The 26,369-nt window shown below is 65.1% G+C and carries 22 protein-coding genes; 12 read left to right on the top strand and 10 right to left on the bottom strand.

Annotation, left to right across the window (positions count from 1 at the left end; genetic code table 11):
* Positions 1-72 precede the first annotated feature (72 nt).
* Positions 73-411 carry a hypothetical protein gene (locus tag ACCQ03_RS04155; protein WP_008576771.1) on the top strand — a complete coding sequence of 113 codons (339 nt, stop codon included), beginning with the start codon at positions 73-75 and terminating at the stop codon, positions 409-411.
* Between the two features lie 168 nt (positions 412-579).
* Here the strand turns inward: ACCQ03_RS04155 and fghA are convergent, their stop codons facing one another.
* From fghA to ACCQ03_RS04125, 6 genes are all read right to left on the bottom strand, one after another.
* The gene (gene fghA / locus ACCQ03_RS04150; RefSeq protein WP_057677770.1) at positions 580-1,410 is read right to left on the bottom strand and encodes an S-formylglutathione hydrolase; all 831 of its coding nucleotides are present in this window, start codon (positions 1,408-1,410) and stop codon (positions 580-582) included.
* A 58-nt stretch (positions 1,411-1,468) separates the two neighbouring features.
* Positions 1,469-2,044: an S-(hydroxymethyl)glutathione synthase gene (gfa, locus tag ACCQ03_RS04145; RefSeq protein ID WP_039573181.1), complete on the bottom strand. Its 576-nt coding sequence runs from the start codon at positions 2,042-2,044 to the stop codon at positions 1,469-1,471.
* A 68-nt stretch (positions 2,045-2,112) separates the two neighbouring features.
* Positions 2,113-3,222 (bottom strand): S-(hydroxymethyl)glutathione dehydrogenase/class III alcohol dehydrogenase, encoded by a 1,110-nt coding sequence (locus tag ACCQ03_RS04140; RefSeq protein WP_057677769.1) that lies wholly within the window; start codon positions 3,220-3,222, stop codon positions 2,113-2,115.
* A 66-nt stretch (positions 3,223-3,288) separates the two neighbouring features.
* Positions 3,289-3,564 (bottom strand): metal/formaldehyde-sensitive transcriptional repressor, encoded by a 276-nt coding sequence (locus tag ACCQ03_RS04135; protein WP_005911021.1) that lies wholly within the window; start codon positions 3,562-3,564, stop codon positions 3,289-3,291.
* A 329-nt stretch (positions 3,565-3,893) separates the two neighbouring features.
* Positions 3,894-4,235, bottom strand: coding sequence for a hypothetical protein (locus ACCQ03_RS04130; RefSeq protein ID WP_209225709.1), 342 nt, complete (start codon positions 4,233-4,235; stop codon positions 3,894-3,896).
* Positions 4,236-4,688: 453 nt separating this feature from the next.
* Positions 4,689-5,798: a glycosyltransferase gene (locus ACCQ03_RS04125; protein WP_150145537.1), complete on the bottom strand. Its 1,110-nt coding sequence runs from the start codon at positions 5,796-5,798 to the stop codon at positions 4,689-4,691.
* Between the two features lie 137 nt (positions 5,799-5,935).
* Here ACCQ03_RS04125 and ACCQ03_RS04120 point away from each other — a divergent pair, with 137 nt between their 5' ends.
* Both ACCQ03_RS04120 and ACCQ03_RS04115 read left to right on the top strand, forming a co-directional pair.
* Positions 5,936-6,655, top strand: coding sequence for a response regulator (locus ACCQ03_RS04120; RefSeq protein WP_011050505.1), 720 nt, complete (start codon positions 5,936-5,938; stop codon positions 6,653-6,655).
* A complete protein-coding gene (locus ACCQ03_RS04115; protein ID WP_209225711.1) occupies positions 6,652-8,154 on the top strand; it encodes an ATP-binding protein in 1,503 nt (500 codons plus the stop codon). The genes ACCQ03_RS04120 and ACCQ03_RS04115 overlap by 4 nt, the downstream gene beginning before the upstream one ends.
* A 201-nt stretch (positions 8,155-8,355) precedes the next feature.
* On the opposite strand, the gene ACCQ03_RS04110 is transcribed toward ACCQ03_RS04115, so the two are convergent.
* Positions 8,356-9,738, bottom strand: a complete 1,383-nt coding sequence (locus ACCQ03_RS04110) for a glutamate--cysteine ligase (RefSeq protein WP_057677765.1) — start codon at positions 9,736-9,738, stop codon at positions 8,356-8,358.
* Positions 9,739-9,938: 200 nt separating this feature from the next.
* Here ACCQ03_RS04110 and ACCQ03_RS04105 point away from each other — a divergent pair, with 200 nt between their 5' ends.
* On the top strand, positions 9,939-10,634 hold the full coding sequence (locus tag ACCQ03_RS04105; RefSeq protein ID WP_209225713.1) for a VIT1/CCC1 transporter family protein: 696 nt from the start codon (positions 9,939-9,941) through the stop codon (positions 10,632-10,634).
* Between the two features lie 91 nt (positions 10,635-10,725).
* On the opposite strand, the gene yihA is transcribed toward ACCQ03_RS04105, so the two are convergent.
* A complete protein-coding gene (gene yihA / locus ACCQ03_RS04100; RefSeq protein ID WP_039573162.1) occupies positions 10,726-11,349 on the bottom strand; it encodes a ribosome biogenesis GTP-binding protein YihA/YsxC in 624 nt (207 codons plus the stop codon).
* Positions 11,350-11,492: 143 nt separating this feature from the next.
* Here yihA and ACCQ03_RS04095 point away from each other — a divergent pair, with 143 nt between their 5' ends.
* The 8 genes from ACCQ03_RS04095 to ACCQ03_RS04060 all read left to right on the top strand — a co-directional run bounded on the left by ACCQ03_RS04095 (position 11,493) and on the right by ACCQ03_RS04060 (position 21,544).
* Positions 11,493-12,290, top strand: coding sequence for a c-type cytochrome (locus tag ACCQ03_RS04095; RefSeq protein WP_057677763.1), 798 nt, complete (start codon positions 11,493-11,495; stop codon positions 12,288-12,290).
* A 94-nt stretch (positions 12,291-12,384) separates the two neighbouring features.
* Positions 12,385-13,035 (top strand): thiol:disulfide interchange protein DsbA/DsbL, encoded by a 651-nt coding sequence (locus ACCQ03_RS04090; protein WP_057677762.1) that lies wholly within the window; start codon positions 12,385-12,387, stop codon positions 13,033-13,035.
* Positions 13,036-13,126: 91 nt separating this feature from the next.
* The gene (locus ACCQ03_RS04085; RefSeq protein WP_209225715.1) at positions 13,127-13,942 is read left to right on the top strand and encodes a thiol:disulfide interchange protein DsbA/DsbL; all 816 of its coding nucleotides are present in this window, start codon (positions 13,127-13,129) and stop codon (positions 13,940-13,942) included.
* 49 nt (positions 13,943-13,991) lie between these two features.
* Complete coding sequence (locus ACCQ03_RS04080) at positions 13,992-14,729, top strand: endonuclease/exonuclease/phosphatase family protein (RefSeq protein WP_010377815.1); 738 nt, start codon at positions 13,992-13,994, stop codon at positions 14,727-14,729.
* Between the two features lie 136 nt (positions 14,730-14,865).
* On the top strand, positions 14,866-16,845 hold the full coding sequence (betT, locus tag ACCQ03_RS04075) for a choline BCCT transporter BetT (RefSeq protein WP_057677760.1): 1,980 nt from the start codon (positions 14,866-14,868) through the stop codon (positions 16,843-16,845).
* Between the two features lie 40 nt (positions 16,846-16,885).
* Positions 16,886-18,358, top strand: a complete 1,473-nt coding sequence (betB, locus tag ACCQ03_RS04070; RefSeq protein WP_057677759.1) for a betaine-aldehyde dehydrogenase — start codon at positions 16,886-16,888, stop codon at positions 18,356-18,358.
* Between the two features lie 126 nt (positions 18,359-18,484).
* Entirely contained in the window at positions 18,485-20,155 is a 1,671-nt protein-coding gene (gene betA / locus ACCQ03_RS04065; RefSeq protein WP_057677778.1) for a choline dehydrogenase, read from the top strand.
* Between the two features lie 156 nt (positions 20,156-20,311).
* The gene (locus tag ACCQ03_RS04060) at positions 20,312-21,544 is read left to right on the top strand and encodes a multifunctional CCA addition/repair protein (protein WP_057677758.1); all 1,233 of its coding nucleotides are present in this window, start codon (positions 20,312-20,314) and stop codon (positions 21,542-21,544) included.
* 178 nt (positions 21,545-21,722) lie between these two features.
* Here the strand turns inward: ACCQ03_RS04060 and ACCQ03_RS04055 are convergent, their stop codons facing one another.
* On the bottom strand, positions 21,723-24,392 hold the full coding sequence (locus ACCQ03_RS04055; protein ID WP_057677757.1) for a TonB-dependent receptor: 2,670 nt from the start codon (positions 24,390-24,392) through the stop codon (positions 21,723-21,725).
* A gap of 820 nt (positions 24,393-25,212) precedes the next feature.
* The gene (nagA, locus tag ACCQ03_RS04050; RefSeq protein WP_057677756.1) at positions 25,213-26,367 is read right to left on the bottom strand and encodes an N-acetylglucosamine-6-phosphate deacetylase; all 1,155 of its coding nucleotides are present in this window, start codon (positions 26,365-26,367) and stop codon (positions 25,213-25,215) included.
* Between the last annotated feature and the right edge of the window lie 2 nt (positions 26,368-26,369).

The following is a 26,369-nucleotide window of genomic DNA, read 5'->3' as shown; positions in this document are numbered from 1 at the left end:
TCGCCCGCCCGTCGACGGCATGCTCACTTAAGCTGCACTACCGTGCCGGCGTCCTCCATCTGAGCCTTGCATATGCCTGTCAGCTATTCGATTAGCTTGCCCGATCCCAAGCTCGCCCGTGGCAGCGCGCCCTCGGTGAGCTTCACTGCCAATGGCGCCGAGGCCTTTGCCGAGCAATTGCAGGCGGCGCTACGCGATCCGGCGTGGTTCGACCGTTGGCGCCAGCTACAGACCGATCCTGACGAGGTGGATCCCAGCCTGGGCATCACCGACCCGGCCGCCACGGTCACCGGCAAGCAGCACGACCTGCGCATCGATCTGGTCGCAACGACAAGTATTCCCGGCGACCTGTTCAAACAGCGCATGCAGGCCCTGGCTGGCTCGCACTGGGAACTGCGCGACGTTCGTTGAACGGCCATGCGCAATGTGTCGGCGGCGCGGGCATTGCACGACGCCGCCGATAGCAGAGCGGGTGCGGCAGGCCACTCCGCCGCAACCAAAGCCATGCACTGCATCGGCGCAGCGCCCGCCCCTCATCCACCGGATGGCATCTCCAACGGCGTACACCAACAGCGGCACTCAACCACGCAAGGCTGCAGCATGATGCGCAATGTGCTCGCCAATAAAGCTTGCGATGAAGTAGTAGCTGTGGTCGTAGCCGGGTTGCAGCCGCACCGTCACCGGGTAGCCGGCGGATCTTGCCGCATCTTCGAACAATGCGGTTTTCAGCTGGTTTTGCAGAAATTCGTCGGCGTCGCCCTGGTCGATGAGCAGGGGCAGACGCTCCTGGGCGCCAGCGATCAATGCGGTGGCATCGTAGGCTTTCCAGGTCGCACGGTCGTTGCCCAGATACTGGCCAAACGCCTTCTCGCCCCACGGCACCTGGCTGGGTGCCACGATTGGCGAAAACGCCGACACGCTGCGATAACGGCCCGGATTCTTCAGTGCGATAGTCAACGCGCCATGCCCACCCATCGAATGGCCACTGATCGCACGCGCACCGGTGGTGGCGAAGGTCGCTTCAATCAACGCCGGTAATTCGTTCACCACGTAGTCGTACATGCGGTAGTGCGCCGCCCATGGCGCTTGCGTGGCATCGACGTAGAAGCCGGCGCCCTTGCCGATGTCGTAACCGTCCGCATCCGCCACATCCTCGCCCCGTGGGCTGGTGTCGGGCACGACCAGGATCACGCCATGCTCGGCCGCATAGAGCTGCGCGCCGGCCTTGCTGATGAAATTCTGTTCGGTACAGGTCAAACCGCTCAGCCAGTACAGCACCGGCAACGGGCCGTCGGCGGCTTGCGGCGGCAGGTAGACGCCCACCTGCATGCCGCAGTTCAAGGTGTGCGACTGATGCCGATAGACATCCTGCCAGCCGCCGAAGCAGGCGCAGTGTTCGATACGTTCCATGAGATTCCTTACGAAGAGAAAACCCTGCAGCCGGATCGCCGGCTGCAGGGTTGGACCATCAGTGCAACAGACCCTTTTGGCGTGCCACATGCGCCGACAGGGCATCCATCAACGCCGGAGAGAGGCAGTCGTAGGGCGGCAACCCCAGTTCGGTCAGGCGCGTGCGTACGCCATCCATCTGCTCCGGCGGCGTACCGGTTTCGATGATCGACGAAACGAACGCGGCAAAGCCCGGTGCCGACCACCCCTGTTGTTTCGACAACTCGGTGTGCACAAAATCCAGACCGTAAAACGCGTGATCCTTGTTTTCGATCCGCCCATACAGATGCACGCCGCAACCGGTGCACGCATGGCGCTGGATCGTGGCGCTTTCGTCGACGATCTTCAGCTTTTCCTGGTGCGCGGTGACCTTGACGTTGTCGCGCGGAACCACCGCCACCACCGAGAACTTCGCGCCCTCGGGTTTCCAGCATTTACTGCAACCGCACGCATGGTTGTGCGCGGTCTGCGCAGACACCTCGACGGTCACCTTGTCGCTGGCGCAGTGGCATTCAAGCGTGCCGCCTCGAAAATTTTCTGCACCACTTCGCGCAACACCATTATCTACCGAAGGATGAATCGACACGTTAGTCATTACGCTCCTCCCGGAGTGTCGGGTACCACGTGCGCGGAAGCGGCCGCGCGCCGCTCCTGGCCGTCTGGTCAGAAATGGATCACGGTGCGGATCGACTTGCCCTCGTGCATCAGGTGGAAGGCCTCGTTGATCTCTTCCAACGGCATGGTGTGGGTGATGAATGGGTCCAGGTCGATCTCGCCCTTCATCGACTGCTCCACCATGCCCGGCAATTGCGTACGTCCCTTGACGCCACCGAAGGCGCTGCCACGCCACACGCGGCCAGTCACCAGTTGGAAAGGACGCGTGCTGATTTCCTGGCCGGCGCCCGCCACGCCGATGATGACGCTCTCGCCCCAGCCCTTGTGGCAGCACTCCAGCGCCGAACGCATCACGTTGACGTTGCCGATGCATTCGAAGCTGAAATCCACGCCGCCATCGGTCAACTCGACGATGACCTCCTGAATCGGCCTGTCGTAGTCCTTCGGGTTGATGCAATCGGTTGCGCCCATGCTGCGCGCCAGATCGAACTTGCCCGGATTGGTGTCGATGGCCAGGATGCGCCCGGCCTTGGCCTGTACCGCGCCCTGGATCACCGCAAGACCGATACCGCCCAGACCGAAGACGGCAACACTCTCGCCTGGCTTGACCTTGGCGGTGTTGTGCACCGCGCCGATACCGGTGGTAACGCCGCAGCCGAGCAGGCAGACCTTCTCCAGCGGCGCCTCCGGATTGACCACCGCCAGCGAAATTTCCGGCACCACGGTGTATTCGCTGAAGGTGCTGCAGCCCATGTAGTGATAAATCGGCTCGCCGTTGTAGGAGAAGCGCGTGGTGCCGTCCGGCATCAGGCCCTTGCCCTGGGTGGCGCGCACGGCCTGGCACAGGTTGGTCTTGCCGGACAGGCAGAATTTGCACTTGCGGCACTCGGCCGTGTACAGCGGGATCACGTGATCGCCGACCTTGACGCTGGTCACGCCCTCGCCGACCGCCTCGACGATGCCGCCGCCTTCATGCCCGAGTACCGACGGGAAGATGCCTTCCGGGTCGTCGCCGGACAGCGTGAATGCATCGGTGTGGCACACGCCGGTGTGGGTGATGCGGACCAGCACTTCACCCGCTTTCGGCGGCGCGACGTCGATTTCGACGATTTCCAGCGGCTTGCCGGGTCCGAATGCGACTGCTGCACGGGATTTCATGGGATGAGGCTCCTGACGATGAGGTTCGAGGACGGGGGCGCGACACGCGCCGACCCGGTGGGAGTTTTATTTCAGGTAGGACCGGACCAGGCCGAGCAGGTCCTGCACCCGCTCGGCGCGTTGCGCATCGGATGCGGCGGCGTGCCCGAAATCTTCACGGATATGCGCTTCAAGCACCTGCGACATCAGCCCGTTCACGGCGCCCCGGATGGCGGCGATCTGCTGCAACACCGGAGCGCAGTCTGCGCCGGCCTGCAGCGCCCGCTCCAACGCGTCGCACTGCCCGCGCAAACGGCGCACACGTGCTAGCGCTCGCTTTTTCTCGTGCGGCGAATGCGGCATGGCAGCTCCAGCAAAATACTGGGGGGCAGTATATGGATTGTTTCGAAAAAAGCTATGGCCGGCGGCATGCCGATCGTCGTCTTGTCGAGCGCGATCACCGCCACGCGTTGGCATATGGCGCGATGCCCCGAATGCCGCTGGCGTCACGGGAATCAAGAGCCCACCTGTTGGCCGCAATGCAGCATGCACATTGCGCAGACGTGGCGACACACCTCGCACGCCGCTGACGCGCGAGGCACCCAGCGCAAGGATGGTTGCGGGCCATGGCCGCAGCGCCGGCCCCTTCGATCATCCCGACCGGTGCCGACCGCTGGGGTGGCGTCCCCGCATCAGCGCCAGGGCTGGAACGGCGGCGGCGGCGGCGGCGCAAATCCTGCGGCATCCAGGCATTCGGCCAGCAGGTCAGGCGGCAGGTCCGGCGAAGGCCCCTGCGGAAATGGCGTTGCAATGCCTTCGGCGGTAGCGCATGCCTGCAGCGCTGCGTCGAATTCGGCATCGTCTGGCGGCAGGCCAGGCGGTTCATCTGCGGCATCCGGCGCGTCGAATGCGTCGCTATCGAAGGGTGGCGGCGGTGGCGGTGCTATTCCCCTATGCACCAGGCAGCCGTCGCCACTGCCCCGATCTTGCCGCTCCGGCGCAGCGCGGCGCGCCACGCCGGCAAGCGGCGGCATTGGGACCACATCGTGTTCCGGCGCACAAGGCGGTGACGCCTCGATGGTTCCTGCACCCGGCGGTGGCGGTGGCGGTGGCGGCGCGCGATGCGCGTAGGGCGAAGGCGCATGAGGCGGGGCACCGCACAGGCTCGCACAACCTGCCAGGTTGAGCGCGGCGAGTATTGCAGTGGTAACGACAACGCGTGGTGCTGCGTGGACCATCGTGATCTCCCTGGCTGGATGGCACATCTGCGTATGGCATGCAGACGGCGGGCGGGGGCTGGGCCGCGCTCGTCCGGGAAGAGTTGCAGCTGACTGTGCTGCGCATTTGCCACCGCGCGCCGCGCGCCGGCGTGGATTGGCGCTTGCCGGCATGTGCGGCGTCGACGCAAGGCGCGTGCAACACCTGCTTCGGCTTACGCGCTGCAAGATGCCGCTGGTGCGACAGTGGCGACGCAGGTGCTGCCGCTGTCAGTTTTCGACGGCGGCCGGCGCCGCAGCGACCGCAGCGACCGCAGCGTCCACTGCATGCTCCGGTAGCGAGGCCAGTACCGCAGCGCGAAAGCGCGCGGCAAATGCCGCATCGTTGGCCTGGTAGAACGCGCGCGCATTGGCCGACAACTGGTCCAGTTGCGCCTGCGGCAATGCCAGGGCGGTTTGCACTGCCTGCGCGATGCCTGCCGCGTCCACGTAGTAATACGATGCCAGACGACGCTGACGCACCTCGGCCACCGGAATCAGCACCCCGTGTTCGGGCCTGATCAATTCGTTCATCGGCTCGCCGTCGGTCGCCAACGTCACCGCGCCCACGCTTAGCGCTTCCATCAGGTAATGCCCGAACCCTTCGGCCTCGGAGGGGCATATATGGAACAGATGCGCGTTCTGCATGCGGCGCAGTTCGGCATCGTCCAGATACCCCACACGGTGGTCGATATTCGGGGCCACGACCGGCTTGCCGGCAGTGCGCGGGTTCTGCACCACCGTCAGCAGCGGCCACTCCGGATGCTGCTGCCAGGTATCCAGCAAGACGCGCGTGCCCTTGGCAGTACTGCGCCCGGCCAGGTGGAAGAAAGCGCGCCGACGAAACACGCGTGGGTCGTACCGATCCGGGCTGGTAAAGCCGATGAAGCGTGTGGCGCACCCAAGGCTGCGGAAGATTCGCTCGGCATGGTGGGTCTTGCACAGCACCGCATCGAAGCGCGGCAGCAATGGCAGCCATTTGGGCAGCAGCCATTCCGGGTTGGGCACCAGCAGGTTGATCTGCCCCAGCGGCAGGCAGCGCTTGTACACGCGCTCGGAAAAGATCTGCAGCGGCACCCGCCCGAACAGCGTACGGCTGGCCCACAGGCGTGCCTCGCGCCCGGTGTCATGCAGGCGCTGACTGGTGAATCCCACTTCCTGCACCGGCACGCCGCCGGCGCGCAGCGTGTCGGCCATCAGCACCATGTCGCGGGTCAGCCCCACGCCGTTGTCGCGGCTGATCACCCGCATCATTGGAAATGCCTTGTCATGCCCGCACGCGCCAGTACAACGGCATAGTGTCGATGCCGTGGCTTCCTGCGCGATGTCCTGGTCTGTCATGGTGCGTTACACGTGTGCCAATGGTTGACAAATTCGATCATTATGATGCGTGCTCCAGCCCTGCAATTGCGAGCACCATGTATCCGGCAGCCACCACCTCGCGCGGGCCAAGCTCCGCGCCACAGACGATGATCCCTATGGACCTGCAACAACCCTGCGTTCTCGTGGTCGACGACGACCCGGACCTGCGCAAGCTGATCGGCGAATTTCTGAGCGCTCACGGCTACCAGGTGGATATGGCCGAAAACGTAGCGGAGATGCGCTCTGTCATGGCGCAGCGCCGCCCGGACCTCATCGTACTCGACGTGATGATGCCGGGAGAAGATGGGCTGAGTGCAGCGCGCGCCCTGGCCAGCGAGCGCGGTTCACCTGCGGTCATCATGCTCAGTGCGCTGGGTAACGACACCGACCGCATCATCGGCCTGGAAGTGGGTGCCGACGATTACCTGGCCAAACCCTGCAATCCGCGCGAACTGCTGGCCCGGGTGCGGGCCCTGCTGCGGCGCAGCCAGGCCAGCAACGAACAGGCCGACCAGCGCGGAAACGTCTACGAATTCGCCGGCTGGCGGCTGGACGTGGTGCGCCGCGACCTGCGCGACCCCACCGGCATCTTCATCAATCTGTCCGACGGCGAGTTCGCGCTGCTGCGCACCTTCGTCGAACACCCGCAGCGCGTGCTCAGCCGCGACCAGCTGCTGGACTACGCCCGCGGCCGCGACACCGACGTCTACGACCGCGCCATCGACAGCCAGATCAGCCGCCTGCGCCGCAAAATCAATGAGCGCGTCCATACCGAGTTGATTCGCACCGTACGCAACGAGGGCTACATGCTGCTGCCGAGCGTCTCGCGCCTGTGAGCAAACCGGCACGGCGCGGGCTGTCGATCTTTGCGCGGACCTTTGTGTTGCTGGCGGTGGCCTTGCTCACCGCCCAGGCGGTGGGCATCGCCCTGCTGGTGATGCGGACCCCCGTCTACGAGCCTCCGGTCCATCCGCCGGAGGTGGTGGCGCTGCTCTCCACCCGCATGCCGGCCGGGACCCAGACCCTGAAAGTGCACGAATCGGCACAAGCCCCGGTGCCGCCGACAGGCCAGGTGCGCGACCCCTTCGCCGAAATGCTGCTTGCGCACTGGCTGGACGTGCCCGAACGCCAGGTGCGGTTCTACCGCAACGCCAACGATCGTGAAGGCCCGCAGCCCGGCATGCTGCCGCCGCAGCGGTGGTCCAACCGGGACCACGCGGGCGACGGCGCTGACGGGGCGCACGAACGCCCTGGCGCGCAACCTCTACCGCCGTTTCCGGACGACTGGCCGCGCGACGGCCACCCCGCTGCGCTGCCCGGCAACGGGCTGCGCCCGGACGAGCTGCCCGGCGCCTGGGAAAGCGAGCGCCTGACCCCCGGCGTACCGCTGCTGGACGGCTTCACCGCCGCCCTGCAACAACCCGATGGCCGATGGCGCACGGTGGAATCGCCGCGTCGACGCCTCTCGGGCGAGTTCAAGACCCATGTCGTGCTGCTGTTCCTGGCCGGCCTGCTGGCCAACGTACCGCTGGCATGGTGGTTTTCGCGCGCACTGTCGGCACCGATCAAGCGCTTTGCCGAAGCTGCCGACCGCCTGGGCCGTAATCCCGATGCCGCCGCCCTGCAACGCAGCGGCCCGCCGGAAATCGTGCGCGCAGCCGATTCGTTCAACGCGATGCAGGCACGCCTGAACCGCCTGATCAACGAACGCACGCACATGGTCGCAGCGATCGCGCACGACCTGCGCACGCCGCTGGCGCGGCTGTCGTTTCGTCTGGATGGCCTGCAGCCACCGCTGCGCGACAAGGCGCTGGCCGATATCAACGAAATGAAGGCGATGATTTCCGCAGCGCTGGACTTCATCCAGAACGATCGCCATCGCGGCGAGCGCGCGCCGCTGGATCTGCGCTTGCTGGTGGAGAGCCTGGTGGACAATGCCACCGATATCGGTGCCGACGCCGAGCTGCTGCCGGGCCCGGAAATCACCCTGGACGGCGACCCGCTGGCGTTGCGCCGTGCCGTGATGAATTTGCTCGAAAACGCATTGAAATACGGCAAGCGCGCCCGTCTGCAGTTGCAGCGCGATGGCGAGGACGGCGTGCTGTGGATCGACGACGACGGCCCCGGCATCGACCCTACCCAGCGCGAACAATTGTTGCTGCCGTTCGTGCGTGGCGAGTCTTCGCGCAATCGCGATACCGGCGGCATCGGGCTGGGCTTGTCGGTGGCGCACAGCATCGTGCTGGCGCACGGCGGCGACCTGCGCCTGGACAATCGACCGCGTGGCGGATTGCGGGTGACCGTACGACTGCCCTGCATGCCCGAACGGCGCTGACGCGAGATCGAGTGCGGCCAGTCGGCGGCGCGAGCGGCAGTTGCGCTTAACCGAGCCCACGAACGCCGTTCCGGCGCCAATGGCCTTGCGCGTCTGGCTACATCGGCCGACGCGACGACTCCTGCACTGGCACTGGCACGCACCTGCTGACGGCCAACGACTGCCAGCGCCAACGCGCGCTGGCGATCGGCCAACGTGCCCTCAGTAAGCGAACTCGCGGAACACCCGGTCGATATCGCCGTTCCATGCGCCGTGATACAGCGCCAGCTTGCGCTCGGCAGCGGTGACGCCGCTTTCGGCGATCTCGGCGATGACATCCAGAAAACCGGTTTCGTCCTGCCCGTCGCGATTCAGGCGTGCGCGGCGACGCAGGCCTTCGCGCGCGATGTTGACCGCCTCCACGGCCAGATCGCGCGCGGTGCCATTGCGGAATGGCAGGCCCAACGCGTCCTTGGGCACGCCGTCGCGCAGCGCGTGCCGCTCGGTCGGGCTGAAATCCTTGACCAGGTCCCAAGCCGCATCCAGCGCGGTCTGGTCGTACAGCAGACCGACCCAGAACGCCGACAACGCGCACAACCGATCCCACGGGCCGGCATCGGCGCCGCGCATTTCCAGATACTTCTTCAATCGCACTTCCGGAAACGCGGTTGTCATGTGGTCGGACCAATCGCGCAATGTCGGCAACGCGCCCGGCAGCGCGGGCAGCTTGCCCTGCATGAAAGCGCGGAAGCTCTGCCCGCTGGCGTCGTGATACACGCCATCGCGGTAGGAAAAATACATCGGCACATCGAGCAGGTAGTCGACGTAGCGCTCGTAGCCGAACCCGTCTTCGAACACGAAATCCAGCATGCCGGTGCGATCGGCGTCGGTGTCGGTCCAGATATGCGAGCGGTAGCTCAGGTAGCCGTTCGGCTTGCCTTCGGTGAACGGCGAATCGGCAAACAACGCGGTGGCGATCGGCTGCAGCGCCAGCGAGACGCGGAACTTCTTCACCATGTCCGCTTCGGTGGCGTAATCCAGGTTGACCTGCACCGTGCAGGTGCGCGTCATCATGTCCAGGCCGAGCGCGCCGACCTTGGGCATGTAGTTCTTCATGATCTGGTAGCGGCCCTTGGGCATCCACGGCATCTGGTCGCGACGCCACTTGGGCTGGAAGCCCATGCCCAGGAAGCCGAGCTGCAACTCGCCGGCCACCTGCGCCACCTCGTCTAGATGGGTGCCGGTTTCCACGCAGGTGTGATGCAGGGTTTCCACTGCCGCGCCGGAGAGCTCCAGTTGCCCGGCCGGCTCCAGCGTCACCGATGCGCCGTCGCGCAGCAGTGCGATGGTGCGGCCGTTTTCCTGCACCGGCTCCCAGCCGAAACGGGTCAGCCCGGTCAGCAAGGCCTCGATGCCGCGTGCGCCTTCGAAGCTGGGCGCACGCAGGTCATCCAACTGGAAGCCGAACTTTTCGTGCTCGGTGCCGATCCGCCAGTCCGCACTCGGCTTCTCGCCGGAGGCCAGCACCTGGACCAGCTCCGCGCGTTCGGTGATCGGCGTTTCGGCAACGTGGCTAGGACTCGACAAGGTGTGATGCTCGCGCAAAAGGGGGAATGATCTGGGGATGGCGTGGCGCCGTCGCAAGGCCGGCACTATAGCCTGAGCGGCGTACCGCCCATATCGCCATCGGTGGTGGTGCAGCATTCCACACCTCACCACGCGGACGCCGGCGAGAACAAGACGCAACCACGCTTGCTCCGCCTTGCCCGGTTAAGTTGGCGCCGTGTCCACCTGGAGCACGCACAATGCGACCTATCCATCACGAACGCCATCGCAGCGACAACGCTGGCTGGCTGCGTGCCGCCGTGCTTGGCGCCAATGACGGCATCCTCTCGGTGGCCGGCTTGCTGGTCGGCGTGGCCAGCAGCGGTGCGGCCGCAGCGGACGTGCTTGCCACCGGCATCGCCGGCTTGGTCGCCGGCGCGATGTCGATGGCTGCCGGCGAATATGTGTCGGTGCAATCGCAGGCGGACACCGAGCGTGCCGACCTGGCGCTGGAACGGCGCGAACTCCGCGATCACCCGCAGAGCGAATTGGAAGAGCTCGCTGCGATCTACTGCCAGCGCGGGCTGGATGCTGCGCTGGCACGCCAGGTCGCCGAACAATTGACCGCCAGGGATGCACTGAGAGCACATGCACGCGACGAACTCGGCATCACCGAGAGCCTGCGCGCGCGACCGCTGCAGGCCGCGCTGGCGTCGGCCGCGGCATTCTGCTGCGGCGCGGCACTTCCGCTGCTGGCCGCGCTGCTGGCGCCGACCGCTCGCACGGCACCGGTGACCAGCCTGACCGCGTTGCTCGGTTTGGCCTTGACCGGCGCGGTAGCGGCGCGGACTGGCGGCGCCTCTGGCCTGCGCGGCGCCATCCGGGTGCTGTTCTGGGGCGCAGCGGCAATGGCCACCACCGCCGTGATCGGACACCTGTTCAACGTCCACGTCTAAGCAGCCGCGACCGTCTCACGAATCGGTTGTGTTGCTGCCTATGCGGCGACGCACTGCCTCTGGGCGATCAGCGCAATCTTGCCGTGCCCGCTCAGTGCTCGGCCGGCGGCTCGACTGTCAAACCCAGCCAAGCACCGACAATCCCGCGCAATTCGTCCACACCCTGGCGCGACTCGCCCGAGTAGGTCTGCACGGTCACGCTGTCGCCAAAGCGCGAGGTCACTTCCTTCTTGACCTTCTGCAGGGCCTGCATCTGCTGGCCACGGCCCAGCTTGTCGGCCTTGGTCAGCAAACCATGCGCGGGCAGGCCGCGTTCGGCGGCGTAACCGAGCATCTGCAGGTCGTAGTCTTTCAGCGGGTGGCGGATATCCATCACCACCACCAGCCCGCGCAAGGCTTGGCGGGTGCGGAAATAGCGGTCGATGAAGGCCTGCCAGTGCGCCTGCAGGTCCTGCGGCACCTTGGCGTAGCCGTACCCGGGCAGGTCCACCAGATACCGCTCGGGCTGGATCTGGAAGAACACCAGCTGCTGGGTGCGGCCGGGGGTCTTGGACACGCGCGCCAGCGCGTTCTGGCGGGTCAGCGCATTGAGCGCGCTGGATTTTCCGGCATTGGAGCGGCCGGCAAAGGCCACCTCGTAGCCGCCGTCGTCGGGCAATTGCCGGGCGTTGTGGGCGGACAGGTGGTAGCGGGCTTGTTCGATAAGGAGCGACATCCCCTTAGGATCGCACGTTCGAGCCTGGCAGTTTTGCTGCACTGTTCGTTGACCCTGGCGCAAAGGCGTGTCGATAATCGAAGCACGCCTGCCACTGCCAGTACCCAACGCGCGCGGGCCGGGTCCATACGGAGCTTTAGCTGATGCGCCATGCTCGTGTGCTAGTCCTCGCCGCCCTCGCCGTACCGGTCATTGCGGCCGTGGCGTTTGCGCAATCGGCAGTCACGCCGATCCCCGATCCGCCGCCGGTGCGCGTTGCGCCGCTGGAGGTGGATCTGGCCAAGACCACCTGGGGAGATGCCAAGGCCGGCCAGACCAAGGCCGCTGCCTGCGCAGCCTGCCATGGACCGGACGGCAATCCGGCAGTGGCGATGTACCCACGCATTGCCGGGCAAACCGAGCGCTACGTGGCGCATCAGGTGGCGCTGATTGCCAGCGGCGAGCGTAATACCGGGATGTCGGCGGTGATGGTGCCCTTCGTCAAGGACCTCACCGCGCAGGATATGCGCGATCTGGGCGCCTATTTCGCCACCCAGAAGGCCTCCGCCGGTGTCGCCGACGACGCGGCGATCGCCGAGGGCCCGTACCAGGGCATGAAGTTCTACGAGGTCGGCGAAAAGCTCTACCGCGGTGGCGACATCGCGCGCGGCGTGCCGGCCTGCATGGCCTGCCATGGGCCATCGGGCGGCGGCAATCCGGGCCCGGCCTATCCGCGCCTGGGCGGACAGCACGCCGAGTACGTGGCGCGGCGCCTGAAGGAATACCAGGCCGGCGCCACCCAGGAGCGCAATCCGGCGCTGTTCAATATCATGGCGCAGGTGGCGCATCCGCTGACCGAGCAGGAGATCCAGGCGTTGGCCAGCTATCTGCAAGGCCTGCATGATCGTGCCGACGACGCGGCAGCGACGCAGCCGCCTGCAGGAGCGCCTGCACGTTCGTGAGCTGATCCCTGCCGTCGCCACACCGCTTCACGACGCCGGTCCCGCGACCGGCGTCGTCGTTTACCGCTCTCCCCCTCGCCCCCACGGAGCCCGCATGAAATTGCTTTCCCGTCTGACCTTGCTGTTGATGTTCCTGTTGCCGCTGGTGGCCTGCGCCGCCGACAAGAAGGCCGTGCCGGTCGAAGGCGAGGACTACACCCTGATCGACGGCGGCCAGCCGTACGCCCCGCTGGCCGGCAAGGTCGAAGTAACCGAAGTCTTCGGCTATACCTGCCCGCACTGCGCGCATTTCGAACCGGTGCTGGAAGCCTGGGTGGCCAAGCAGCCGGCGTACGTACGCTTCACCCCGGTACCGGCGGCCTTTGGTGGCTTCTGGGACGCGTTCGCGCGCGCCTACTTCGCCGCCGATATCCTGGGCGTGGCCAAGCGCAGCCACCGCGCCATGTTCGAGGCGATCCATGAAAAGCAGACCGTGCCCACCCAGAACGTGGCGCCCGAAGAACTGGCCGCGTTCTACGCCACTTATGGAATCCCGCAGCAGCGCTTCATCGAGACCTACAAGAGCGAGGCGGTGGATGCCAAGCTCAAGGCCGCGCGCGAGTTCGCGCTGCGCAGCAAGATCCCCGGCACCCCGGCAATCATCGTCAATGGCCGTTACCTGATCGGCGCACGCAATTACCCGGACATGCTGCGGATTGCCGACTATTTGATCGCCCGCGAACACGCCGCGCCAGCCAAGCGCTGAACCGCATAACCGCCAGCGACGGCCACGCGTGGCATCATGCGCCCCGCGGCCGTCCGGCCCTTTTCTCGCCCCACGCTGGAGATCCAATCCGATGAAGACCCGCTTCGCCCTGACGCTGATGGCGCTGTTGCCGATCCTGGTCGCCTGCAAGGCGCAGGACGGTTCGTCCGACACCGCACCTGCCGCCACCACCCCAGCTGCCGAACCGGCGTCCGCGCCTGCTGCCGCTACCCCGGCCACCGATCCGGCCGCTCCGCCTGCAGTGGGCGAAAGCGCCACCACGCCGCCGCCTGCCGCGCCCAGCGCTGCCCCGCGCGCACCGAATGGCCCCGAGCCGGTCGCCGGCACCGATTATCTGGACATCGACGGTGGCCAGCCCTATCAGCAGGCCGCCGGCAAGATCGAAGTGGCCGAAGTCTTCGGCTACGTCTGCCCTGCCTGCAACGCGTTCCAGCCGCTGATCGGGCCGTGGAAGGCCGGCCTGCCGTCGGACGTGCATTTCGTCTATGTGCCGGCCATGTTCGGTGGCCCGTGGGACGACTACGGCCGCGCCTTCTATGCCGCCGAAACCCTGGGCGTGCAGGAAAAGACCCACGAAGCGCTGTACAAGGCCATCCACGTCGACCAGACCCTCAAGGGCGAGCGCGGCAAGGATTCGGTACAGGACATCGCCGCGTTCTATGCCAAGTACGGCGTGGACCAGAAGACCTTCATCGACACCATGAGCAGCTTCGGCGTCTCGGCCAAGACCAACCGCGCCAAGCAGTTCGCCACCCGCAGCAAGATCACCGGCACCCCGTCGCTGATCATCAACGGCAAGCACCTGGTCAAGGGCCAGAGCTTCCCGGACATGCTGCGCATTGCCGATCACCTGATCGCGCGCGAACGCGCCACGCTGGCCAAGTGAGGCGCGCGAACGCAACGTCGTGAACGCTTCGGACTCGCGCATCCTGCGGGTGCTGACCGCCAATATCCAGGCCGGCTCCAGCACTCGCCGTTACAGCGACTATGTGACGCGCAGCTGGTCGCACGCGTTGCCGCTGGGCAGCAAGCGCACCAGCCTGGACAGCATCGCCAAGCTGGTGGGCGAACGCGACATCGTCGGCCTGCAGGAGGCCGATCCGGGTAGCCTGCGCTCGGGTTTCACCAACCAGACCCACTATCTGGCCGAGCGCGCCGGTTTCGATTACTGGAGCCACCAACCCAACCGCCGCATGGGTGGGGTGGCCTCCAGCGCCAACGGTTTGTTGAGCAAGCTCGAACCGGTGGAAGTGCAGGACCATGCCCTGCCCGGCCGCATCGGCGGGCGCGGCATCCTGCTGGCGAAGTTCGGCGAAGGCCGCGATGGCCTGGCCGTGGCGGTGGCGCACCTGTCGCTGGGCGCCAATTCGCGCATGGCGCAGTTGGCCTTCATCGCCGAACTATTGTCCGACCATCCCAACGCGATGTTGATGGGCGATTTCAATTGCATGGCCGATCGACCGGAGATGCAATCGCTCTATCGCCATACCCGTCTGCAACCGCCCAGTTGCGAGGTGCATACCTTTCCCAGCTGGCGTCCGGACCGGGCGATCGACCACATCCTGGTCAGCGACAGCCTGGTGATCGAACATACCGAAGCGATTCCGGCCGCGTTTTCAGATCACTTGGCGGTGGGCATGGATATCCGCGTGCCAAGGCAATTGCTGCGTTAAGCAACCGGAAAAGTGACAACGGGTTCGCATTGGCGAACTCGACCGCTGCCCCCCCCTCGACACCGCCTGTGCGATAACGCAGGCGGTTTTTCGTTGGGAGCACAGCACGTGATACGCAGCGTATGAGTGCGTCGCCATGAGTGCGACAGCGCCGCAGACCTTGCCGGTACGTACCCTGCGCCCGGTGTTCGTGCTGGCTGCCACTGTCGTATGCACGTTTGCCTTGCTGGTGTCGTTGTTTCCGCTGGAATCCGGGCGTGTGCTGCTGGATGCGCAGACCTGGGCGTCGCGCAATGTCGGCTGGTACTACCTGCTGGCGATGACGCTGTATCTGGTTTTCGTTTTAGCCACGGCCCTGTCTAGCTACGGCAACATCAAGCTGGGCGCCGATCACGACGAGCCGGAATTCAGTTATCTCTCCTGGGCCGGCATGCTGTTCGCCGCTGGCATCAGCATCACGCTGTTCTTCTTCTGCGTCTCCGAGCCGCTCACGCATTATCTGCAACCACCCCAGGGTGGTACCGGCAGCGGCGAGGCGTCCGCACGCCAGGCGATGCAGGTGCTGTTCCTGCATTGGGGCCTGCATGGTTGGGGGGTGTTCGCACTGGCCGCCATGGCCCTGGCGTATTTCGCCTTCCGCCACAACCTGCCGCTGGCATTGCGCTCGGCGTTGTATCCGCTGATCGGCAAGCGCATCAACGGGCCGATCGGTTACACCGTGGATGCGCTGGGCATCGTGGCCACGGTGTTCGGCATCGGTGCGGACATGGGTTTTGGCGTGCTGCATCTCAACGCCGGGCTGAGCACCTTGTTCGATATGCCGCATACGCACTGGGTGCAGGTCGCGTTGATCGTGGCGATGATGGGCGCGGCCATCGTGGTGGCGGTCTCCGGCGTCGAAAAAGGCGTGCGCTGGATGTCGGACATCAACATGCTGCTGGCCATTGCGCTGTTGTTGTTCATGCTGTTCGCCGGCCCGACGCAGTACCTGCTCAATGCGCTGATGCAAAACCTGGGCGACTACCTGGGCAGCGTGGTCAACAAGAGTTTCGACGTGTACGCCTATGGTGGCCGTGCCGATTGGCTGGGCAACTGGACAGTGTTCTATTGGGCCTGGTGGATCGGCTGGGCACCCTTCGTCGGCCTGTTCATCGCGCGCATCTCGCGCGGCCGCACCATTCGCGAATTCGTGCTGGGAGTGTTGCTGATCCCGCTCGGGTTCACGCTGGCGTGGCTGTCGATCTTCGGCAACAGCGCGCTGGATCAGCTGCTGCATCACGGCCAGGCTGCCTGGGCGCAGCAGGCCATCGATGCGCCGCAGACAGTGTTGTATGCGTTGCTGCAGAGTTACCCCTGGAGCCGCACGGTGATCACGGTGACGGTGACGATCAGCTTCGTGTTCTTCGTGACCTCCGCCGATTCCGGCACGGTGGTGTTGTCCACGCTCTCCTCTCACGGCGGCGAACCGCACGACGATGGCCCGCGCTGGCTGCGCGTGTTCTGGGGCGTGCTCACTGCCGTGGTCACGGCAGGCTTGCTGCTGGCCGGCAGCATGGACGCACTGAAATCGGCGGTGGTGCTGGCGTCGCTGCCATTTTCCGCAGTGCTGCTGCTGATGGCCTGGGGCCTGTCGCGCGCACTTGGCGAAGAATCGCAGCGCAAACGCGCGCAGCTTTACAGCCCCAGCCCGTTGATCGGGCAATCGCGTCACCACGGCGGCTGGCGTCAGCGGCTGGGCCAGGCGATGCACTTCCCGGCGCGCGATGAGGTGTATCGCTTCATGCATGACCAGGTGCGCCCGGCCATCGAAGCGGTCACCGCACAGCTGCAGGAGGAAGGCTGGAAGGTCAGCAGCCGCATCGACGACGGCGACATGGAAATCAGCGTCGATCACGGCGAACAGCAGGGTTTCCGCTATCAAATCGTGATGCGCGGCTATCTCACTCCGTCGTTTGCCGCGCAGCGCTTCCGCAACCAGCGCTACTACCGCGCCGAGGTCTACCTGTACGAAGGCAGCCAGGACTACGACCTGGTGGGCTACAGCCGCGAACAGATCATCAACGACATCATCGATCAATACGAACGTCACCTGCAGTTTCTGCACCTCACCCGCTGAAGGTGCCTCGCTGCGGCGACCGTCCCACAGGAGGTTTGTCATGCCACGTTTCCCCGACCAGTTGCTGTATATCGGCGGCCGTTATGTTCCCGCCCGCGGCGGCCACACGTTCGAAGTGGTCAACCCCGCCACCGGCGAGGTGCTGGCCAACGTGCACAACGCCGGTGCCGACGACCTGGATGCGGCCGTCGATAGCGCGCAGGCAGGCCAGCAACACTGGGCCGCCCTGACGATGGTGGAGCGATCACGTATTTTGCTGCGTGCGGTGGCGTTGCTGCGCGAGCGCAACGACGCGTTGGCCGAGCTGGAAACGCTCAACACCGGCAAGCCGCTGAGCGAAACGCGTAGCGTGGACGTGGTCACCGGCGCCGACGTGCTGGAGTATTACGCCGGCGTTGCGCAGGCGCTGCAGGGCGCGCAGGTGCCCTTGCGCGAGGGCAGCTTCTTCTACACGCGCCACGAACCGCTGGGCGTTGTGGGTGCGATCGGCGCATGGAATTACCCCATCCAGATCGCGTTGTGGAAAGCCGCCCCCGCCCTGGCCGCCGGTAACGCGATGATCTTCAAACCCAGCGAAGTCACCCCGCTCACCGCGCTTAAACTGGCCGAAATCTTCACCGAGGCCGGCCTGCCCGATGGCGTGTTCAACGTGTTGCCCGGCTATGGTGCCAGCGTGGGCACGGCGCTCACCGAGCATCCGCAGATCGAAAAGATCAGCTTCACCGGCGGCACCGCCACCGGCCGCAAGGTGATGGCCAGCGCATCGAGTTCGTCGCTGAAGGAGGTGACCATGGAGCTGGGCGGCAAGTCGCCGCTGATCGTCTGCGCCGATGCCGACCTGGACCTGGCGGCCGACATCGCCATGATGGCCAACTTCTACAGCTCCGGGCAGGTGTGCACCAACGGCACGCGCGTGTTCGTGCCGCGCGCCTTGCGTCACGCATTCGAAGCGCGCCTGCTGGCCCGCGTGCAACGGATCCATATCGGCGACCCGCTCGATGAGCGCACCACCTTCGGTCCGCTGGTCAGCGCCGCGCATATGCAGCGCGTGCTGGAGCATATCGAACAGGGCAAGGCCGAAGGCGCGCGTCTGCTGTGCGGCGGCGAGCGCCTGCAAGACGGCGCCTTGGCGCAGGGCTATTACGTGGCGCCGACCATCTTCAGCGACTGCACCGATGTGATGACCATCGTGCGCGAGGAAATCTTCGGGCCGGTTTTAAGCCTGCTCACCTACGACGATGAAGACGAAGCGGTGACGCGCGCCAACGCCACCACGTATGGCCTGGCGGCAGGCGTGGTCACGCCGGACCTGGCGCGTGCACATCGTCTGATCCATCGCCTGGAAGCGGGCATCTGCTGGGTCAACACCTGGGGCGAGTCGCCGGCACCGATGCCGGTGGGTGGCTACAAGCAGTCGGGCGTGGGTCGCGAAAACGGCCTGGCGACCCTGCAGGCCTACACGCGCACCAAATCGGTCCAGATCGAACTGGAACGCTACGCGTCGGTGTTCTGACGGCGGGGAGCCAGCGCAGGCAAGCGCGGTCGCACCAACGCGCCGCGATCGCTCCCCGGGAGCCTACCTGCGTCAGTCCCATACGCCTTGATCGCCACCGCACCGCTACCGCATCAGGAGAACACCATGCAACGCGAATACGACTACATCATCATCGGTGCCGGCTCGGCAGGCAACGTGCTGGCGGCACGCCTGACCGAAGATCCCGGTGTGACCGTGCTGCTGCTCGAAGCCGGCGGGCCGGATTACCGCCTGGATTTCCGGACGCAGATGCCGGCCGCATTGGCGTTTCCGTTGCAGGGGCGTCGCTACAACTGGGCCTACGAAACCGAGCCGGAACCCTACATGGACAACCGGCGCATGGAATGCGGCCGCGGCAAGGGCCTGGGCGGTTCGTCGCTGATCAATGGCATGTGCTACATCCGCGGCAATGCGCTGGACTTCGATCATTGGGCCAAGCGTCCCGGCCTGGAGGACTGGAGCTACCGCGACGTCCTGCCGTACTTCCGCAAGGCAGAGACGCGCGACATCGGCGCCAACGACTATCACGGCGGCGACGGCCCGGTGAGCGTGGCAACGCCGAAGAACGACAACAACGTGTTGTTCCATGCCATGGTCGAGGCAGGGGTACAGGCAGGCTACCCGCGGACCGACGATCTCAATGGTTACCAGCAGGAAGGCTTCGGACCGATGGACCGCACGGTGACACCACGCGGGCGCCGTGCCAGCACCGCGCGCGGCTACCTGGACATGGCCAAGCCGCGCGATGGCCTGCATATCGTCACCCACGCCACCACCGACCGCATTTTGTTCGCAGGCAAGCGTGCCATCGGCGTGCATTACCTGGTGGGCAACAGCAGCGAGGGAATCGATGCGCATGCACGCCGCGAAGTGCTGGTGTGCGCCGGTGCGATCGCCTCGCCGCAGCTGCTGCAACGCTCCGGCGTGGGCGCGCCCGATCTGCTGCGCGCGCTCGATGTGCAGCTGGTGCACGACCTGCCCGGTGTCGGCCAGAACCTGCAGGATCATCTGGAGGTGTATATCCAGTATGCGTGCACCAAACCGGTCTCGCTGTATCCGGCACTGCAATGGTGGAACCAGCCGGCGATCGGCGCGGAATGGTTGTTCGCTGGCACCGGCACCGGCGCCAGCAATCAGTTCGAAGCCGGCGGCTTCATCCGCACGCGCGAGGAATTCGACTGGCCCAACATCCAGTACCACTTCCTGCCGGTGGCCATCAATTACAACGGCAGCAATGCCGTCAAGGAGCACGGCTTCCAAGCGCACGTCGGCTCGATGCGCACCCCCAGCCGCGGGCGTGTGCACGCCAAATCGCGCGACCCGCGCCAGCATCCTTCGATCCTGTTCAACTACCAATCCACCGACCAGGACTGGCAGGAATTCCGCGATGCGATCCGCATCACCCGCGAGATCATCGCGCAGCCGGCGCTAGACCCCTACCGCGGCCGCGAGATCAGCCCCAGCGCGGACTGCAAGACCGATGCGGAGCTGGACGCATTCGTCCGCTCCCGCGCAGAAACCGCCTATCACCCCTCCTGCTCGTGCGCGATGGGCACCGACGACATGGCGGTTGTCGACGGCCAGGGCCGCGTGCACGGCATGGAGGGCCTGCGCGTGATCGACGCCTCGATCATGCCGCGCATCATCACCGGCAACCTCAACGCCACCACCATCATGATTGCCGAGAAAATCGCCGACCGCATGCGCGGCCGCACCCCATTGGCGCGCAGTACCGCCGATTACTACATTGCCGGCGATACCCCTGTGCGCGGGTGACTCTTGCCTCGGTCGCGCGTGCGGTGTCCTCCCGCCTTTGGCCTCCATCGCGAACCCGTCCGTAGGCCCATTGGCCGCGTCCACGCCGCCAAAGGGCCGGCAAGCAGCCGGGACACCGCACAGACAGGCGCATGATTGCTCGGGCATCATGCGCCGATGAAGATCTATCTTGTTGGCGGCGCAGTCCGCGATGCATTGCTTGACCAGCCGGCTGGCGACCGCGACTGGGTGGTGGTCGGTGCCGATCAGGCGCAGATGGAAGCGCAGGGGTTCAAGCCGGTCGGCAAGGATTTCCCGGTGTTTCTGCACCCGCGCAGTGGCGAGGAATACGCATTGGCGCGCACCGAGCGCAAGTCCGGCCGCGGATATCGCGGCTTCGTGGTGGACGCCGACCCATCGGTGACATTGGAAGAAGACCTGCTACGCCGCGACTTCACCATCAACGCGATCGCGCGCGATGAGGAAACGGGTGAATTGTTCGATCCGTACAACGGTGCGCGTGATCTGCAGGCGCGCGTCTTGCGGCATGTCGGTCCGGCGTTCATCGAAGATCCTGTGCGCGTATTGCGTGCCGCGCGCTTCATGGCGCGGCTGGCACCGCTGGGCTTCACTGTCGCTGCTGAAACTGCGGCATTGATGCGGGACATGGCCGCCAGCGGCGAACTCGATAGCCTGGTACCGGAGCGCGTGTGGCAGGAGCTGCGGCGCGCCTTGGGCTGCGCGCAGCCCTCGGCGTTCCTGCGCACGCTGCACGACACCGATGCGCTGCGGGTCATCCTGCCGGAAGTCGATGCGCTGTACGGCGTGCCGCAGCGCGCCGAATTCCATCCAGAGGTCGACACCGGCATTCACCAGGAAATGGTCAGCGACATGGCCGCGCGTCTCGCGCCCGGCGACGCGCTGGTGGGCTTTGCTGCACTGACCCACGATCTGGGCAAGGCACTCACACCACGCCAGGAATGGCCGCGCCACGTCATGCACGAACAACGCGGCGTGGCGCCATTGCAAGCGCTGTGCGAACGCCTCAAGGTGCCGCAGGAGTATCGCCAGCTCGCCGTCACCGCCTGCCGCGAGCACTTGAACGTGCATCGCCTGGCCGAGCTGCGCGACCGTACCCTGCACGAACTGCTGCTGCGCTGCGATGCGTTTCGCCGGCCGGAACGTATCGCGCAGCTGGCACTGGTCTGCGAAGCCGACAAGCGTGGCCGTCTGGGTAGCGAAGAGGCCGCGTACCCACAAGGCGAAGAACTCAAGCGACTGCACGCCGCGGCCTTGGCAATCAACGCGCGCGACCTGGCAGCCGAGGGCCTGCAAGGCCCGCAGATCGGTGAAGCATTGGCAAAGGCACGCATTGCGGCGATTGCGGCGGCACGAAAAATCGGTGCATGATTGCATGTCGCGCACCTGTTTTCACGTGCAACGCGATGTGGGGACGCGAGCAAGGACGGAATTGCAGCAACCCGGTGCACCGAAAAGCCTGCCCATTCGACGTCAGTAATTCACCGGAAATCCGATTTCCGCCGTTGGATAAAGGCGGCTGCCCACGAGCAGCCGCCGCGGCCGGGCATCACAGCTTGAAGTTCAGGCTCAGCATGAAAGAGCGACCGTTCTTGTAGATGTAGTACGGCTGGTTCTTGTTGCCGATGTAGCTGAAGTAGGTTTCATCCAGCAGGTTGGTGGCCTCCAGCGCCACGCGCAGCCGCTCGGTGGCCTGGTAGCCCAATGACGCATCTACCTGCGTAAACGCGTCGGTCATCTGCTGCCCGTTGAGCCGGCCAATCTGGGTGAAGTATTCCGAGCGCCACCCCAGATTCACCCGTGCGCTCCACTTGCCCTGCTCGTAGTACGGGCTGATGTTGTAGGCGTTGCGGGAGTTGTAAGGCAGGCTGTAGTCGCCGTCGGTGTTGGAATCGGAATAGGTGTAGTTGGCCACCACGCCGAAGCCATTGCCGAAATTGTGCTGCAGATTGAGCGCCACACCGCGCACCTTGGCATCGCCGGCATTGGTCGGCACCGAGGTCTGGTAGGTACTCGATCCACCGGTGGCGTTATTGAAAAACACACGGTCCTGCACGGTGGTCAGGATGTAGTTGGAGATATCGCGCGAGAAGAATTCGCCACTGAGCAAGCTGCTGTCGGAGAAATACCACTCCAGCGAGGCGCCCAGGTTGGTCGACTCGTATGGGCTCAGTCCCGGATTGCCGGTCGACGCCGTCAGCGTGGTGTCGTCGGTGGCCACGTACGGCGTCATGTTGGTGTAGCGCGGCCGCGCGATGACCTTGGAGGCGGCAAACCGCAGCATCAGGTCGTCGCGCAGGTCGTAGGCAATGTTGAACGAAGGCAGCCATTTGCCGTAGCTGCTGAGAAAGTTGACCGGCGTGTAGCCGCCGCCCGGTGCATAGCTGTAGCCATCTGTCGAATCGCGCGAATGCACGTAACGCACGCCGATGTTGCCGCGGTACCGCTCGCCGGAAAAATTGCCTTGCAAAAACCATGCACGGTTCTGCTCTTGGATGCTGTAGTTGCCGGCATAGCTGATCGGCAGCCCATCGTCGCCTTCCAGTCCGCTGATATACCGGCTGATCGCACCACTGTTGATGGTCGACCAGCGTTGCATGTCGGCGCTGGTCGACAGCCCGTCCAGATAGCCCGACGGCGTGGTGCCCGGCGAGAATGCCGCCAGCGTGCTGCCATCGTTCGGGGTCCAGGTACGGCTATAGGACGATTGCCCGGTGGCGTGATTGGTGAGCTTGATGCCGGTGAGGATCTGCGTAAACGGCCCCCACTCCACCGCATGATCGAAATCCAGCTGCAGATAGCGCTCCTTGTCGTACTGCGGGCTGTGACTGGCCGATGCGTTGTTGAGCTGCATCGCTGCCGCATTGGTGGGATCGGTGCCGTAGTCCATCGCGGTACGGCGCCCATCGATGGCGTAGCTGTAGCCAGCCAGATTGCGGAACTGGATGCCGTAGATACGCTCGGCGCCGCCTTGCGAACTGGTGTAGCCCACCTGGCTGGAGGCGTTCCAGCCATCGCCATGCCAGTCGGTGCGCAAGTGGATGCTGCCGGTGCTGACCTGGCTATTGCGCAGATAGCCGTCGAGATAGGTGTTGGACTGATCGCCGAACGTACCCGAAGTGGCGATACCGTTTTCGAAGCCCAGTGCCTGCGCATCGCCCGGCGTCGAACCCCAATAGCCGTAGCGGCTCTGGTTGTAGTTGTCGAAGCTTTCCTTGACATACAAACCGGTCAGATTGAGCTCGAAATCGCTATCTGGCTTCCACTGCAGCGCTGCGCTGACACCGTCGCGCTTGCGCGTCTGCTGGAACAACGCCGTGTTGATCGAGGTCGGAAACACGCCGGTGTTGCTGCCGACCACACCTGGTGGAAACCCGGCGCCCTGCACATTGTCATAGCCGAAAATTTCGACGCCGTCGCGGCGCAGGACACGCTGCGAATGCATCACCGAGGTGAGCACGCCCAGCGTTTCGTCCTGGTTCTTCCAGCTGTACAGCGCCGAGGCGTTCGGCTTGCCTTCGTCGGAACGATCGTTGTAGCCGTAACTGACGGTCCCGGTGAGCGTATTGCGATCCAGGTCGAGCGGCTTGCGCGTATGCACGATTACGGTTCCACCGATGGAGCCCTCGTCGATGCGCGCTTCGGGCGTCTTATAGACCTCCATCAAGCCGACCACCTCCGGCGCCAGCGTGCTGTAGTTGAACGAGCGACTGTCCGGATCGTTGGGATCGCCGCCCCAACTGGTCGATGCGATGGTCTGGCCATTGAGCAGCACGCGATTGAGCGCCGGGTCGGTTCCCAGGATGCTGACTTTCTCACCCTCGCCGAACTGCCTGTCCACCGTGATACCGGACAACCGCGACAGCGATTCGGCAACATTGGTATCTGGAAACTTGCCGATGTCTTCGGCGCTGATCGCATCGACGATCGCGTCGGCGTTGCGCTTGACGTTGAGCGCCTTGCCCAGGCTGGCCTGATAACCCACCACCTTGATTTCGTCCAGGGTGGAGACCGAGGGACTGGTTTGTGATGGTGTCTGTTGTTGCGCGGGTGCGGGCTGCTCCTGCGCAACTGCGGGAAGGCTTGCGACGCAGGCCAGGCTGGCGCCACCAATGAGCAGGCGCCCGACAGCAGCGCTCAATGGTGAGCGGCGCAATAGGTTGTTGGACGCAGATAACGGAACGCAAGGGGACAACACGAACATACGGGAAAACAGCATTGCGTGGACCTCATCACTGATGTCGGATGGCAACCGCTTGGTTGCACAACGGCGCGCGACGCGCGTGCCTAGCCCGTGATCCGTCCCCTGTGCCGGATACGAGCAGCCGCCCGCATTGCATGACGACATGCGGGTAAACGCCGGACCGCTGGAACAACGGCCGGTTGTCGTCTTCTCAGACGTGGAGTAGGTATGTCTTTGCTGAGAACGTTACCAGCGAAGGTGCCTTCCGTGGGTGGCAGTGTCAACCCGCTGCTGCATACCTCTATTTTTATGCACTAAACGCCGCCTTCCCTGCAGATGTCGGGATGATGGCGTGATCGCTGTCTCACTGTCGTTGGCGTCGATGCAGACCACTGCGCCCTAGGCCCTGCTCGCACAAGGCGGCGCACCCGAATTTTGCGGCGCAAAGTATCTGCGCACGCGGCGTGTCTTGCGCATGCGAGCATCGATGATGCGCATGGAACTCGCGGAGGTTTAAGCGCTGCGCTGTCGTCCGATAGACGATCGCCAGCTGCAGGCGTGTCGGGCCAGACAACAGCCTCTCCACCGCAGGACTGGTTTCATCGTTGCCTCAGGGCGTGCACGGCGCCAGCGTCCGGCATAGTTCCGGCTGCCTGCAACAACACCTGCACATCAGGTGCTGGCGGCAACGAGCGCGTTGGTCGGGTACGCAAGGCCAAGCATGCGACATGCGCAGATTCAATGCAGGGCCCGCTGCACGCCCTGCATTTCAAAGTTCAAACACAACCCACGCACCGCATCACACAATGCGGTGCGCACGATGCATAGATCGGCCAAATCGTGTTGTCCGTGGCGCTTAATCGCGCTGCCCGGCCACCCACGTGCCCAACACCTGCACATCGTCATCCACCAGTACCAGATCGGCCTGGTAGCCGGGTGCGATGCGTCCCAGGCGTTCGCCCAGGCCAATGCATTGCGCAGGATAGGTGGAGGCCATGCGCGCGGCTTCGGCCAGGTCCACGCCCAGCCAGCGCACGCTGTTGCGCACGGCAGTGGCCATGTCCAATGCAGAGCCGGCCAGTGCACCGTCGGCATTGCGCACCACGCCATCCACGGCGGTGATGGTTTCGCCATAGAGGTCGAAACTGGCGCTGTCGCTGCCGACCATCGGCATGGCGTCGGTCACCAGCAGCAGCTTGCCACGCGGTTTGGCCGCCAACGCCACACGCAGGCTGGCCGGATGCACGTGCACGCCGTCGACGATGACGCCGCACCACACATTGGGGTCTTCCAGCGCAGCGCCCACGGCATTGGGTTCGCGCCCGGCCAGTTGCGACATCGCGTTGTACACGTGCGTGAAGCCGCTGACGCCGGCGGCAATGCCATCGCGGGCCTGCTCGTAGGTGGCCGCAGTGTGGCCGGCAAACACGATTGCGCCGCCAGACACGAACGCGCGGATGTCCTCCACCGGCACGCGCTCGGGGGCGAGCGTGATCAGGGTGACGCCGTTGTCCAATGAGGTATCGACAGCAATCTCGTGCGCGTCCGGCACCCGGAACTTGTCTGCGTCGTGCGTGCCCTTGCGCGCAGGACTCAGGTACGGGCCCTCCAGATGGATGCCAAGCACGCCGGGCACGCCTTGTGCGATGGCCTGGCGCGTGGCATCGATCGCTTCGGCCATCACCTGCGCGGTGTCGCTGATCAAGGTCGGCAGCATGCCGGTGGTGCCGAAACGACGATGCGCGGCCGCAATGGTGGCCAGCGCCTGCGGGTCGCGTGCGTTGTTGAACAACACGCCGCCACCGCCGTTGACCTGGATATCGATGAAACCCGGCAGCAAGGTGGCGCCGCCCAGATCCACGCGCGTGTGCGCCTGCGCAACACGCGCATCGTCGGCCGGCACGATCGCCTGGATCTGCGTGCCAGCCAGTACCACGACCAGGCCATCCTGCAATCCGTTGTCGGTGAGCACGCGTGCATTGCACAGTGCCTGAGTCGCGAGAGCATGCATGA

It is taken from the genome of Xanthomonas sp. NCPPB 3569 (assembly GCF_041475645.2).
Lineage (GTDB): Bacteria > Pseudomonadota > Gammaproteobacteria > Xanthomonadales > Xanthomonadaceae > Xanthomonas > Xanthomonas phaseoli.
The sequence above is the reverse complement of the archived record's forward strand: the minus strand, read 5'-3'. Positions and strand labels throughout refer to the sequence as shown.